At 36.6% G+C, this 13,725-nt stretch carries 11 protein-coding genes, 1 pseudogene and 1 other annotated feature; all 12 genes and pseudogenes read right to left on the minus strand.

From position 1 onward, the window contains the following. Nucleotides 1–212 precede the first annotated feature (212 nt). The 12 genes and pseudogenes from FAR12_RS13885 to FAR12_RS13940 all read right to left on the minus strand — a co-directional run bounded on the left by FAR12_RS13885 (nucleotide 213) and on the right by FAR12_RS13940 (nucleotide 13,706). Nucleotides 213–1,442, minus strand: coding sequence for an NAD(P)/FAD-dependent oxidoreductase (locus FAR12_RS13885; RefSeq protein WP_126409261.1), 1,230 nt, complete (start codon nucleotides 1,440–1,442; stop codon nucleotides 213–215). Between the two features lie 644 nt (nucleotides 1,443–2,086). Then, nucleotides 2,087–3,523, minus strand: a complete 1,437-nt coding sequence (gene proS / locus FAR12_RS13890) for a proline--tRNA ligase (RefSeq protein WP_126409262.1) — start codon at nucleotides 3,521–3,523, stop codon at nucleotides 2,087–2,089. Nucleotides 3,524–3,572: 49 nt separating this feature from the next. Then, nucleotides 3,573–3,788 (minus strand) — a binding site (T-box leader). A 45-nt stretch (nucleotides 3,789–3,833) separates the two neighbouring features. Further along, nucleotides 3,834–5,033 (minus strand): annotated as a pseudogene (locus FAR12_RS13895) (iron-containing alcohol dehydrogenase). A gap of 323 nt (nucleotides 5,034–5,356) precedes the next feature. Then, entirely contained in the window at nucleotides 5,357–5,650 is a 294-nt protein-coding gene (locus tag FAR12_RS13900; protein WP_170972205.1) for a hypothetical protein, read from the minus strand. 238 nt (nucleotides 5,651–5,888) lie between these two features. Further along, on the minus strand, nucleotides 5,889–6,068 hold the full coding sequence (locus tag FAR12_RS23990) for a paeninodin family lasso peptide (protein WP_126409264.1): 180 nt from the start codon (nucleotides 6,066–6,068) through the stop codon (nucleotides 5,889–5,891). After that, nucleotides 6,022–8,010, minus strand: a complete 1,989-nt coding sequence (locus tag FAR12_RS13910) for an asparagine synthase-related protein (protein ID WP_126409265.1) — start codon at nucleotides 8,008–8,010, stop codon at nucleotides 6,022–6,024. Before FAR12_RS13910 ends, FAR12_RS23990 begins: the two co-directional genes overlap by 47 nt. A gap of 43 nt (nucleotides 8,011–8,053) precedes the next feature. Continuing rightward, on the minus strand, nucleotides 8,054–9,850 hold the full coding sequence (locus FAR12_RS13915; RefSeq protein ID WP_126409266.1) for an ABC transporter ATP-binding protein: 1,797 nt from the start codon (nucleotides 9,848–9,850) through the stop codon (nucleotides 8,054–8,056). Nucleotides 9,851–9,862: 12 nt separating this feature from the next. Then, entirely contained in the window at nucleotides 9,863–11,011 is a 1,149-nt protein-coding gene (locus tag FAR12_RS13920) for a nucleotidyltransferase domain-containing protein (RefSeq protein ID WP_126409267.1), read from the minus strand. A gap of 3 nt (nucleotides 11,012–11,014) precedes the next feature. Next, nucleotides 11,015–11,461 carry a lasso peptide biosynthesis B2 protein gene (locus FAR12_RS13925; protein ID WP_126409268.1) on the minus strand — a complete coding sequence of 149 codons (447 nt, stop codon included), beginning with the start codon at nucleotides 11,459–11,461 and terminating at the stop codon, nucleotides 11,015–11,017. A 19-nt stretch (nucleotides 11,462–11,480) separates the two neighbouring features. Beyond that, entirely contained in the window at nucleotides 11,481–11,780 is a 300-nt protein-coding gene (locus FAR12_RS13930; protein ID WP_126409269.1) for a lasso peptide biosynthesis PqqD family chaperone, read from the minus strand. Further along, nucleotides 11,780–12,706: an aldolase gene (locus FAR12_RS13935; RefSeq protein WP_126409270.1), complete on the minus strand. Its 927-nt coding sequence runs from the start codon at nucleotides 12,704–12,706 to the stop codon at nucleotides 11,780–11,782. The genes FAR12_RS13930 and FAR12_RS13935 overlap by 1 nt, the downstream gene beginning before the upstream one ends. Before the next feature lie 70 nt (nucleotides 12,707–12,776). After that, nucleotides 12,777–13,706, minus strand: a complete 930-nt coding sequence (locus tag FAR12_RS13940; protein WP_126409271.1) for a metallophosphoesterase — start codon at nucleotides 13,704–13,706, stop codon at nucleotides 12,777–12,779. Between the last annotated feature and the right edge of the window lie 19 nt (nucleotides 13,707–13,725).

A 13,725-nucleotide genomic window follows, 5' to 3' on the forward strand; every position in this document is an offset into this window, starting at 1 on the left:
TAACTCAAAAGTATTATTCGTTACAAATTTCATATTTCCTTTAACTCGATCCAATTTCATTATGAGTTCCTAAAAAACACTATATTTTTTAACTTCTTTATCTAGACCAACTTTTTCGTGATCGCCTACTAACAAAAATAGGCACATCCCCTTTTTAATCAAGGGATTGTGCCTTAAGAAAAAACCGAATTCTAAGTCATCCGCTCTTCTCTCTATCTAGAAGAAACCGTCTGGGTAGAACCTTTTTTGGGATTCAGATTTAATATTTCCTTCACCATAAACACAGGTCCTCCTAAAACGAATAAATATCTTGCTTCCACTACTTGTTTCATTAAGGCTGCGAATAATCCGGTCATCTTCACTCCGAATACATTCCCTACCGCAACCTTCAATCCGATTGATGCAACGGTTCCTTTATGACTATAAGTAAATGGCTTTAAAGCCTCTCCTCGTATTGTTGCAGCAATATTCGGTCCGCATGTTTGAGCTTGTTGAATAGCAACCTGTGCTGTAGCTGGCAAAGCAGTTTGATCTTCCTTCGCGAACAGTGATGCATCCCCAACACAGAATACTCCATCAAGCCCTTTTACTCTAAGGTATTCATCCACCGGAATTCGCCCTTTAACCAATTGTAAATTCCATTTTTCTAATAGTTTATTCGCTCTAACTCCACCAGACCAAATCAAGGTTCTTGCAGGTATTTGGAAGCCATTATCCAAAGCGATGGATTCCTTTTTACATTCAACAATTTTTGTAGAAGTCATCAATTCCACACCACTATTTTTCAAATAAGCAGTGGTAAAATCAATCGCTTTACGATCAAAGAACGGTAGTATCGAATCGGATGCTTCCACATTGATGATTCTTGTTTCTTTTACCGGAATATCGTATTGCTTACAAAGCTTTGGAAGTTTATCTACGAGTTCTCCGACCATCTCGATTCCTGTAAAACCGGCTCCTGCAACAACAAATGTTAAGTGAGACGGATCCTGATCCTCTTTGTATGCGGTAAACTCCTTTGTAATATGATTCTGAATTGCTTTTGAGCTTCTAAAACTACGAATCTTAAAAGAGTTCTCTTCAACTCCAGGAATTCCAAAAGTATCTACATCAAATCCTAAAGCAATTAATAGATAATCATATTCCAATGTTTCACCATTATCTAAAACGATATTCTTGTCGTTAAAATCCACATTTGACACAACTGCTTTTTTGAATTTCACAAGATTTGTCTTTAATAAATCTGGAATGTGCAAAGCAACTTTATGATCAGAAGCTGTACCAGCTCCGATTTTGTGTAATTGTGTAGAAATATAGTGATAATCATGTTTGTTGATTAATGTAACATCCGCTTCTCCTTCACTTAATATCTTTTCTAATTCTCTGCTCGCAATAAGTCCACCATAACCTGCACCGAGTATAACTACTTTTGGCTTATCCATGTTGTATGCCCCTCTCTTTTGTATACCATCTGGGTAATGTGAATATTTTCACATATAATTGTGAAGTACTTCACATAAAAATATAATTTGATATTACTTGACCTTAAAATAAAATGCAAGACAAATTCGATTGTTTTCTCATGCGATGTTTTCGCATGTTCAATTAATGTTCACATGTAGTGTCGACTACTATTTTCATACTGTATGTATCAAAGAAAAATCAAGGATCGAGAGCCTCCACACTTCTCAGTTTTGGGATAAGGTTAAGTACCCAATTCTAATATTAAAAGGAAAAATTCCGCTTAATAAGTAATTTTTATTAATTGAGACGTAAATAAACGGAGAAAGTCCGTCTATGGACTCTTAAAATGCAATTTTGAGGGCTTTTTCTTTGCATAATCGGAAAAACTCCGTTTATATATGCAGAAGCGAGTTCCAGTTTACGTATAACGGAAAAATTTCCTCCTATTTTCCTTTCCTGTTTTTGTTACTTAATTAAGGGATGCTATTCCTCAATCAACCCAATTAGATACGTTACGGTGAACCGTATCGCAAGTAATCCGTTTCTAAATAAAGAAACTCGCCATTGATGAAACTGGCGAGTTTTACTTTTTATTTGGGATTTCCCTAATTAACTATTCCTATTAATAAGCACGAGCAAACCAAACTGTATGTTTTGCTTCCTTGCCACAGTTGATGCAAGTATGCTTCGTTGTTGGTGGGTTAAATGGAATGTTACGAGTTGTGAACTTGGTTTGTTCTTTTACATTTTCTTCACAAACATCGTCTCCACACCAACCAGCTAAAATCCAACCAGGAATTTTGTCATTTTGTTCAGATTCCGCTAGATGTTGGTTTAATTGTTCCAGTGAATCGATATGTGTGTGTGAATGCTCTGCACGGAACGCTTTTGCTTTTTCTAACAGTCGAGTTTGCATTGTTTCAAGTTCTTTTTCAATGCTTTCCACAACGGATTCTAGAGACACGGAAACTTTCTCACCTTCATCACGCGCTTTCATTAAAGCCTGATTATTTTCTAAATCACGAGGTCCAAGTTCAACACGTACAGGTACCCCTTTTAGCTCCCATTCGTTGAATTTGAAACCAGGTGATTGATCGGAATCATCAAGACGAACGCGAATTCCTTTTGCCTTTAACGCTGCAAAGATCTCGTCTAATTTCTCAATAATGGCAGGGTTCTTTTTCCATGGTCCAACTGGGATCAACACAACTTGAGTTGGGGCGATCTTTGGTGGTAAAACTAGACCTTGCTCATCACCATGCACCATGATCACTGAACCGATTAAGCGTGTAGAAGTTCCCCATGAAGTTGTGTGGACATGAGTATGTTTATTTTCTTTAGTTAAGTATTTAATATCAAATGCTTCTGCAAATTTTGTACCTAAGTAATGTGAAGTACCAGCTTGGACAGCTTTTCCATCCTTCATCATTGCTTCAATAGAAAAAGTATCTACGGCACCAGCAAAACGTTCTGATGGTGTCTTTTCTCCATCATAAACTGGAATCGCCAACAATCCTTCTACAACTTCCTTATAAATATTCAACATTTGCATCGTTTCTTTACGAGCATCTTCTTCATCGACATGAGCCGTATGACCTTCCTGCCATAGGAACTCAGAAGTACGGATGAATGGAAGAGTTTTCTTTTCCCAACGGAATACATTAGCCCATTGATTAATTAAGACTGGAAGGTCGCGATAGCTTTTAATCCAGTTAGAATACAAGTGTCCAATCATTGTTTCTGAAGTCGGACGTAATGCTAAACGTTCTTCTAACTGTTCTCCTGCCGCTTCTGTTACCCAAGGAAGTTCTGGTGAGAATCCTTCGATATGGTCCTTTTCCTTTTGGAAAAATGATTCTGGAATTAACATTGGGAAATAGGCATTACGATGGCCCGTTTCTTTAAAGCGTTTATCCATTTCTGTTTGAATATGCTCCCATAGTTCGTAACCATCTGGCTTAAATGCAATACATCCACGTACAGGCGTGTAATCCATTAAATCCGCCTTTTGAATGGTATCAATATACCATTTTGAAAAATCGTTTGTGTTTTGAGACATTGTCTTTTTCCTCCTGAAAAAATAAAATAAAAAAGCATAAAGAGTCCTAATAAAGGACGTCTTTATGCTTAATAGACGTGGTACCACCTTAGTTCGACTTTAATAAAAAGATTAAAGTCCTCTAACGTTTGTAACGAAACGACTCGGTTAGTTTTGCTAACATCTCCGTGGTAGGGTTCAATAAGAAGGGGTGATATAGCTTTCAGCCAAGGCTATATTTTCTGGTTCACAATTCTTATTTACTTGATCACATCATTGAATACGTATTTATGAATTATAATATATCAATTTATAATATGTAATTCAATAATTACTCCTTAATTAGTTGATAAAGTTCATACATTTCACGTTTTGTTAGAATTTTCGGTACTGGATAAAGTGGATTTGCTTCATCGAGGGCACGATCAACCATCACTGGAATATCCCTGTCCTCAATCCCATTCACTTTTGTAGGTATTTTCATATCTTGGTTCAACTGTTTAATGGCTTCGATAAATTTTTTTGCCTTCTTTTCTTCAGTATGACCAAATTCGCTAATTCCTATTAAATCAGCAAGCTCAGCGAGAGGCTTATGTATAGAATCTCCATAATAGTCAAGTACATACGGTAAAACGATGGCATTGGCCAATCACTGGGGAACAGAATAAAATCCTCCTAATGTGTGGGCAATTGCATGAACGTTGCCAACGTAAGCCCGGGTAAAAGCAATTCCTGCTAAATAGGCAGCGGTTTGCATATTTTTTCGAGCAGTTAGGTTCGAACCATTCGAATACGCTTCAAAAAGATTTTCAAATATCAATTTAACAGCCTCTTTACTACATTCTCTCGTTTCCCTTGTATTACTTTTACCGATATAAGCTTCAACTGCATGTGTCAGAGCATCAATTCCTGTAGCCGCTGTAATGTGTGGTGGAAGGTTCACAGTAAGCAAAGGATCAAGCACTGCATAATGAGGAATCAGCGATATATCCATAAGCGCATACTTCTCATGTGTCTCACTATTAGAAACCACAGCCGCAAGAGTTGCTTCACTTCCAGTTCCAGCTGTAGTAGGAACCATAAATAACGGAGGCAGTTTTTTCATTACTTTGAATAGACCCTTCATCTGTGGAATAGTTTTTCTAGGCTTTGCTACCCTAGCCCCAACACCTTTTGCACAATCCATTGGTGAACCTCCGCCAAATGCAACGATACCTTGGCATTGATTCGCCTTGTACATTTGAAGAGCTTCTTCTATGTTATCAATTGTGGGATTGGGTACAGTTTTATCATAGATAAAGAAATTTATATTCTCGTCTTGTAACCCTTGTAAAAAAGCATCCATCAATTTTATTGAAGTAATTCCTTTATCAGTCACAATTAAAACGCTTTCAATTTTAAGGTTGTTAATCAATTTTGGCAACTTCTTTAGACTTTCTTCACCAGACAGCAATTCCGGTTTTCTCCACGGGAGAAGAAACGTACCTAGCTTCAAAACCCATTGATAGAGACGACAATAGAATCTATACATCTGAACACCTCACTTTTTACATTAATTTGGAGCAAGAAAGTATTAGTTCATTCTAATAATATATAAGTAGTTTATTGCGGTGTCAATGATAAAATTTCTAAATTATCAAATTATATTGTTTTTTTAGTAAATATTCGTCTTTGCGTATTGAGCCTTCTAATAACATTAAAATACATGATAGCCACACCAGCCGTAGTTAGTGTGGCTATCAACTTACTAAATCGGTGCTATTATAAGATAGCTATCTCCCAAACGAAAATACTTATAGAGCTATAGATACATCATCATCTACCATTGTATACAATACCGTTTTTGATCATTATTTATAAATTGAACGACCTGGCAAGGCTATCTACAATACAACTTTTAGCACGTAATGAAGCTAATGTTGAATTTGCAACGTCATTAAGGATTTGGCCAGGATTGAACGAGCTCTGTTGACGTCTATTTAACATAGCGGTAAGTAGTTGTTGGTTTGCTGCAAGAACGTCATTAGCATTACTTTCTTTTCTTGGACTTGTTTGATAGATTTTGTATACATTAACTGTTTGAGGAGATTGATCTCTTCCGCAATTATTAGAACTCATAATAACACCTCCTTCTAATTCATCTATCATAATTTATTCAATTTTTACTGTTAAGAAACGGCTATTCCTCTAGAAATGAAGCCTATTTTAGACAAGCATTGGATAGTTGCCATCAGCACACCAAAGATTTCCGCACTCACAACCCAGATTCTATGTATCAGTATTCAAAAAAAATAACCCCCATACAAATTGAATTGTATGGGGGTTAATAGAATAGCTATGTTTTAAAAAAATGATAATACTTAGGTAAAACCTCAAATTAGTTTAATTAACTGTCGTGATTTCCACCACCACCACCGCCACCAAAAATTGGGCCAGGTAGCGGATCCGGAACCCAACCTTTATCATCGAAATCAAAAATTAAATCATGGCCACCTTCCCAACTCCCTGCCATGGTCTCTCTAATATCCAATAATTGTAGTGTTGGCGCTTTCCATTCCTTTTTCATATGTATCACCTCCTTTAAGGGAAATTGATTTAAGAAATCGATAGACGATTATACTACGCATCAAAATTCGAATTTCCGGACTAGGAACAACATTTCCTTCTGGACCTTCCATTTCTTTAGAAATTGCCTTTCTTAATGTTTCAATATTCAAAAATGAATTTATGTCTTTATCTGAGAGCATTTGTTTTGCCTCGTCAATCAAATCTAACCAATTACCTCCCATACGATGAACCCAATCCGCTCCTTGTACGCCACGGAAGTACTGATTTAATCTCACTTTATCTGGTAGATACCCTTCTGTTGCATTTCTAATCAGGGCACGATCCATCCCATTATTAAAAAATTGCTCTAAAGGAAGGGACAAACAATAATTAATCACTCGAATATCATTCGTTGGATCGCGCATCAACACTCCATACTGCAAGGAAAACTTTGAAAAAGATGTACCATTCGCATTCCAAACAAATTCATTATCTAAGAAGTACTTCTGTTCTCTAGAAAGTGAAAGATCAGGAAATCTTCCATCTTCCGCCATACCATAGTCTTGTAGCTTATTATAAATACTCGTCTCTTTAGCAAAATCAGGATTGATAAGCATAGGGAATTGATAGTCACCACTTTTGCTTAAAGAAGGAATGGCCCTTTTACTTATAACTGATAGTAGCTTTGATCTACCCACGCCCATTGTTCTACTATAAGACTGAAATTCCCTCACGAACCGAATCCACTTCATGTTCTTTAGCAAATAGCTGTAATAGTCTAATCCAGGTCCCCAAGAAATCGTAAAATTCCCTCTAGCCCCGCTTAATAGAATCCCCATACCATCTTTACTGGCTTGCTCAAAAATCCCCTTAATCCAATGAGAATTTTCAAAAAATTTATAGGGCATTTCCATAATTTCTAACCAATCGTCAATATTGCTATATGGGTTTTTTCCCTCTAGACTTAAATATTGATCTTCTATATTCCCGACATACTCTACCGTTGCACCTATAAATGGACGTTCATCCGGCACTTGATGCCTTGGTGTATAGTCATTAAAACTTTCTACAGGAATCGAACTATAGGTATGTAAAGTCTTATTTTGTTTTTGTAATGTTCTAGAAGCAAAGCTAACGACCGATCCTGAATCAAGTCCACCGCTTAATTGTGAACCGACCGATTTAAATGTACGTAGTTTTGAATCAACCGATTTTTGAAAAATATCTCGGAAAGCCTCAATATATTCCTCATCATTCTTAAATCTAATTTCTCTATCAAAAGATAGTATATTAAATTTGGAGAGCTTAACTTTTCCATTCGTAACTGTAATTGTATGGGAAGGTGGAACTTGTAGGATATCTTTAAGAACCGTTTTTCTTACATCGACTGAATCGATCATGTTTGGTATCGACAAATACTCAGCCAACCACTCTTCATTTAATTGCTTTTTGATATACGGTAGCTTAAGTAGTGGCTCAATGACAGTGCAAAAAGCAAATCGCTGCACATCATTGTAATAATAAAGGGTTCTTGCACCCGAAAAATCTCTCGCTCCAAATAGCTTTTGTTTTCGCTCATCCCAAATCATAAAAGCAAAGTCACCAACCAATTGTTTAGGAAATTCCTCGCCCCATTTCGAATAGGCAAGAATGAGTAGCTGACTATCGGGCATTAGCCTATCTTCTCGTCGTTGAACTCCTAATCTATCAAATAATTCCTCACGATTATCAATCATGGCATCTGACGTAATGACCAATTGTCTATCATAATCATAATAAGGCAATGGCTCACCAATCGATTCTGGTGTGATCCACTGGGCATGGCACCCCAAAAACACATTTTCCTTGTTCCACATTTTTACGTCATCTGCTGGAAATTTTCCTAGTGCTTGCATCATTCGTTGCCCAAGATTCAAAGGAATTTTTTCTTCTGTGTAATAGATTCCAGCAATCGCACTCATCACATCTTCTCCAATTCAAAGGGATTATACTTTTAGAAAAATTTTACGATAGAACCCTAACTTGTTTCCCTATCAAACTGCTAAACATTCCACTCTTTTCTTTTGACAATTCGACGAAACCGCCTTTTTGAATAACCTTTCCTTCATCTAAAACAATAACTTGGTCTGCATTACGAACAGTCGATATCCGATGAGCGATAACAATAATCGTCATTGTGCCTCTTAATCTTCTAAGAGCCTCTTGAATCCTTTCTTCGTTTTCAATATCTAAAGCGCTTGTCGCTTCATCTAATACAAGAATTGAAGGTTTCCTAAGAATTGACCTAGCTAAAACAAGCCGCTGTCTTTCACCACCAGAAAGCCTGATACCTCGGTCACCTACAATGGTTTCTAAGCCATTCGGAAGCTGCTGAACAAACTCATCGGCCGAAGAAAACGTAATAGCCTCCCACAGTTCCTCGTCCGTAGCATTTGGTGCGACTAGCATGAGATTGTCTCTAACGCTCCCATTAAATAAGAAAGGCTCCTGTGGAACATAGCTAATAGCCTTCCTAAGTGACAATAAGTTCTCTTTATTAAGTGGCTTTCCATCAAGAAGTATGTCGCCTTGTTCCGGTTGGTTAAGCCCCATTAATAAATCAATTAACGTGCTCTTTCCAGCCCCAGATTTTCCAACGATAGCTGTCATTCTTTTCGCTGGTATTCTTATATTGACATTTTCTAAAGCAAATTTCGGTTGATCCAGTAAGTACCGAAAATGAACATTATGGCATTCAATTCCCTGACTTAATTGAAGTGCTTTTACACCTCGAACTTCCTCCTCATGAAACTCCCTTACTTGTTTACACTCCTCTTGCAAAGCGATTACAGCCCTAAAAGATGGCAATGTAGTTGCGATTTGTTCCAAGGATGACTGGATTCCCGTCACTCGTGGCCATAGCCTTGAAAAAATAACGATTATAAGTACCAACTGACCAGCTTGTGCGTTGTATACATTTACGGCAGTCAAGATAAATACTGCGATTAATACGGATGATGCAACTTTATAATAAAATTGAGATTTGGTTTTTAGATTTGCATAATTAACCTGTTGCTTTTGCATATCTAAGGTAATCGAGCGAAACCAATTCATCCTAGACTTTTCCAACATATTACTTTTTACATCCTTAATTCCGTTAATTTGATCCGTGATACCTGCTAAAACATTTTTTCCTAATTCAAAACTTTGGGTTCCTAAAGCAAGTGACCTTTTTAAAAAATGGCGAGAAAACAAGATTAAGATGACTCCACTTAATAGAACAAATACGGTAATACTAGTTGATATCCAAAAAGCAATGATGATTTGTATCAAGGTAAATACAAAAGAAGATAGAAACTGTAAAAGTGAATAGGTACCTATACTGGCACGAGCTATCTCGGCTGTGATGAGATTAATAAGATCTGATTTTCTTTTTTTTATAAAAAATGGCCATTTGGCATGAAGGATAGCTTCATAAGTTTCCACTCTCAAATGTCTTAAAAAGCTGTTTTGTATGGTTGTATTTTTTATCGTAATATGCCTGCTTAACAAGCTTTGGATAATCGTAATGAATACAAATATACCTAGTATAATTGAAAGCCCAGCTGTACTAGACAAGTCTTCAAAGAACAAAAAGGCACTAGATAATGGGGTTCCTTCTGTTTCTATGTTCACAAACCCACTCATACTAATCATCGGAAGCAATAGTAAGATCCCGACTCCATCAAGCAAACTAATCAGAGTCGTAGCAAAAAGGTTAAGATATAAAGTCCTACCTGTATGTTCATGTATTTGCTTTAAAAAGTACAAAGCTTGTTTCACTAGCCGATCCTCCTATGTTAGTACATGTTTTCTAGTTTTTTTCAGCAGCCACGTAACTGGACGTAATGGAAAATACAAAAAGCGCAACAATTTAGGTAAAGGCAGTACCTGTACATCCTCCGGCAATGGATAATATAGAGACAGGATAAACAGGCATTTTTGTTGTATTGACATTAAGGAAAACAAGTGACGCGAATGATAGTCTGCTATATCCTTTGGAACAGAGGACGAATGCAAGCTCACTCTCCTTTCAAAATAAAAGATCGCCTTCTGTGCTAATAGATGAGATCGCTTATTTTGAAGAAATCTCTCTGTCCCCTTAGGTAGTGGAGAGTTAAAAAGAACAGAAACGAGAATCAGTGCCTGCCCAGCAATATGTATTTGATGATACTTCTTAAATACTAGATAAACTTCTTCCCAATTCATTTCTAGTTTTAGCATTTGGAAAATATCCATTAACCAACGCAAACGTGACCATCCATGTCGTGCTCCATGTAAAACCAAGAAATAAAATAGGTCTTCTTTTGCAAGAGTGTAAGTTTCCTTAATTCCCCTTCTCCGCGCCCATAATTCTGAGAAACGAGGCTCCCGTCCTGGTCCAGGATTTAATCTCCAATGGACTTCGATTTTAATCCCCTTCTCCTGATGGAAAAAAGATAGGTGGTGGTGCCTCCACTTCCAATCATTGAATTGTGTGTCAAAGTATTCATCTTTTACATAGCCTTGGTGTAAAAGAAGGTCTTCTGCTTGTTCAAGCTGTTCAATAGGGACGAGAATATCTAGGTCATTGGACGTTCTCAGGGAGACATCGCCATATAAATCAGTACCTAGTAGTGGACCTTTTAAGAATAAGAGATTTATATTTTCAGTTTGAAAAAGCTTGTTAATATTCTCCATTTCTGCGCTTAAGTACAGCATGTATAACGTGTTTCTTTGATATAGTTGTTTAATCGTTTGCTTGACTTTAGATGGAATCGACTCTTCCATTAATACCCATTTCGAAGCAAGACCTGGGTACGCTCTATGGTGCTTTGCTAAATCTATAAACTGATCCCAATCTATTTTTGGGGACTCGCTCGTATTTTTCACGCTTAGAAGATTAAGGATTAAATGTAATTCTTCTGGAATGTTATTTAAATTCAGGTTCCAATTTTGTTGCATCCCTTAACCTCCTAATCGTTTTGCAAACTTACCGACAACGATAAATTTATCCATAATCTCAAAACCCGTCACATAAAATGGACCACTACGTACCCAAGCGTGGGCAACAAGCTTTCCATTTTCATCTTTTGCTGTGCCTAAATACAACGTACTTTCAATATCTCGCCGTTCTAACATCTTCATCGCTGCAATCGCCTTAACAAGGCACTGACTTTCCCAAAATGTATATTTACTTGTTATGTTTATCGCCTGCGAAATCTCTGAGAGTATCTTTTTATGGGAGGACTCTAAAGTAAATGGAGTTTCTTCCATATGTTCCCCTAAGTAGGGTGCAACCTTTGAAAAAGGAATGCTTTTTAGAAATCTCCCCCAAGCAAGGTATAGAAATGACTCAAGAAAAATCCTTTTCGCATTCCAACTTAGTGATATAAACAATCTAACTTTATTCACCTAGCAGAATCCTTTCACTTTACGATTCTTGTACTTGAATTAACTTTTCATTTTGCAATAACTCTAAAAAAGACAAAACTTCTTCTTCACATTGTGATTTTCCAACCTTGTATTGATCCAAAAGTTTTGAGATTAACTCATTTATCACAGTTGGCTTCTCGATCATTTCCCAAATCTCGCCACCCATTTCACCAAGGTTATAATACTTCCCATTTGAGACACTAAGCATTACTTTTTCCCCGCCCATATCACTCACAATATTTCCCTTGCCTTGACTGACTATATGATTTATTGAAAGTCTTTGATTTGTAATCACGATTACTCCCCCCTTTTGATTGTAGATAAAATCAAACTCGTTAACTCATGGGCCGTAAATTGAGAATTCGGACGGCAAATTTGAAACATTTCAATTTTTTCTGCCACCTTAGCAGTGAGGGCAAAGTGCCACTCCAATTTCCCAGAAGGTGCTATTAGGAAATTGCGATAAGTATGATAAGAGAGAGTATACAAACGTTTTATATTTTCTATTGGGGTGATACTAATCCGTTCACTCTTTGTTTTGACTAATTCAATGATCCCTGAAAGGGGCAGCTGACAATCACTAAATTGTTCTGAGATAGGAATCGCAAATTTAGTTTCTCTGTCAACTATAGGGCGCAGATTCTCCGGACTTAAACCAAAAGCGTGCAAACTTTCCTGCCAGAGCTTTTGCTGCGGATACGCTGGAGTAACCAAGGGAATGTTTTCTTTTGAAAATGTCACAGGGATCACATCATCACTTATAAGTTGATATCCTTTTTGTAAGAAAGCCGAAGCAAGTGTTGATTTCCCTGCACCTGAATCTCCTACTATCGCATACGCTTTTCCATTGATCGCTATGGCACTACCATGTAAAGGAAGAATTTGGCGCTGCAGTAATATGGCACCCATACAGGTTCCGAGAATATAAAGTCTTAATTTGTCCTCTTTGGTGTTTCCTATTGGAGACACAATAATCTTTTTCCCATCTTCAATAGAGAAAATGGCTACATTAGAAATTTGAAACATAATAAGCTGATCTTTCACTACAAAAAAGCTTTCTGGCTCTGAAAGTTCAGACCACTCTTTCGTTAAATCACCTAAACGAATAAAGATATCTATTTGATTTCTATCAGGTTCCATTTTAGTTAATTCAGGTAATGGTAACTCACTTAATAATGTAAAACCAAAAGCTTTATACATGAATTTACTAGCAATGTTTATCATAGTTCCCCCAGAAAATTTATTGATTATGAACAAATGATGTACATTATAACGAACAATTAATCCAAAAAAATTAGTTCTTTTTCAAAGTCAGTAGATTGATTTCGGGTGTATTAAATAAACGAAATTTCAAAAACGATATTGCATCACTGCTCCCCAAACCAGCACTGACATATTGTTTAAATCCCTTATACTCCCATAAACCCTTGACTCTATTCTGTGGAGGAAATAATCCACTTTTTTCATCCCAAGCTTCTGGCACGAATAATGCACCAATTAGTGGCAATCGGATTTGTCCACCATGGTAATGTCCTGCAATGATTAAATCGAAGTTCCTCATAACATACTTTGGATCTGAAGTTATACTATCAATTCGATAATCAACAACAGGGTAATGGCTTAATGCAATTAAAACATCGGAATCCTTTAAGTCATTGAGCTTAGGCAATCCATTCATTTGATGAGGATGGAGGATAGTAAGCTCTTCTGCAAAATTGAATTTTCTTATAGACATTTCAAAATCAACAAAGTGAACTTCTGAATCTCCCTTTGTTACCGTTTCGATTTTTTCTAGTAATTTAACTCCTCTTTTCTCCATCCCAGAAATAAATTCTGACTTTTTTCCAGCAATGTAGCTAAGTGGATCAGCGTTCCCAGGTACAAACCAGGCATTTTCTCTATCTTCAATTCCTTCTATCAAATCGTAAAAAGGCTTATAGTTTTCACTGTTAATATCATCTAGCATATCTCCAGTAAAAATAATCGCGTCATAAGTAAGTGAATTGATTTTATTTATGAGCCTTTTTTGATTATTACCAAATTCTTTTTCATGTAAATCGGTTATTTGGAGTATCGTAAACCCCTCTAATTCTTCCGCCAAATCATCAACGACAATCTGTTGTTCAACGATTATCGTTCGATTGTTATCAATGAATGTATATATTGCTAACACTAAAAACAATAGGAATAGTAGAACGAATAAGTACTTCATAAATCTCAACATTTTATCAAACTCCGATGAT

The sequence above is a fragment of the Bacillus yapensis genome (assembly GCF_005280205.1).
In the GTDB taxonomy this organism is placed as follows: Bacteria; Bacillota; Bacilli; order Bacillales; family Cytobacillaceae; genus Robertmurraya; species Robertmurraya yapensis.

Bases quoted from the DNA above. Each gene is read 5' to 3' on its own strand.
- FAR12_RS13885 (WP_126409261.1), bottom strand. From the start codon at position 1,442: ATGGATAAGCCAAAAGTAGTTATACTCGGTGCAGGTTATGGTGGACTT.
- proS (WP_126409262.1), bottom strand. From the start codon at position 3,523: ATGTCTCAAAACACAAACGATTTTTCAAAATGGTATATTGATACCATT.
- FAR12_RS13900 (WP_170972205.1), bottom strand. From the start codon at position 5,650: ATGATAGATGAATTAGAAGGAGGTGTTATTATGAGTTCTAATAATTGC.
- FAR12_RS23990 (WP_126409264.1), bottom strand. From the start codon at position 6,068: ATGAAAAAGGAATGGAAAGCGCCAACACTACAATTATTGGATATTAGA.
- FAR12_RS13910 (WP_126409265.1), bottom strand. From the start codon at position 8,010: ATGAGTGCGATTGCTGGAATCTATTACACAGAAGAAAAAATTCCTTTG.
- FAR12_RS13920 (WP_126409267.1), bottom strand. From the start codon at position 11,011: ATGCAACAAAATTGGAACCTGAATTTAAATAACATTCCAGAAGAATTA.
- FAR12_RS13935 (WP_126409270.1), bottom strand. From the start codon at position 12,706: ATGATAAACATTGCTAGTAAATTCATGTATAAAGCTTTTGGTTTTACA.
- FAR12_RS13940 (WP_126409271.1), bottom strand. From the start codon at position 13,706: ATGTTGAGATTTATGAAGTACTTATTCGTTCTACTATTCCTATTGTTT.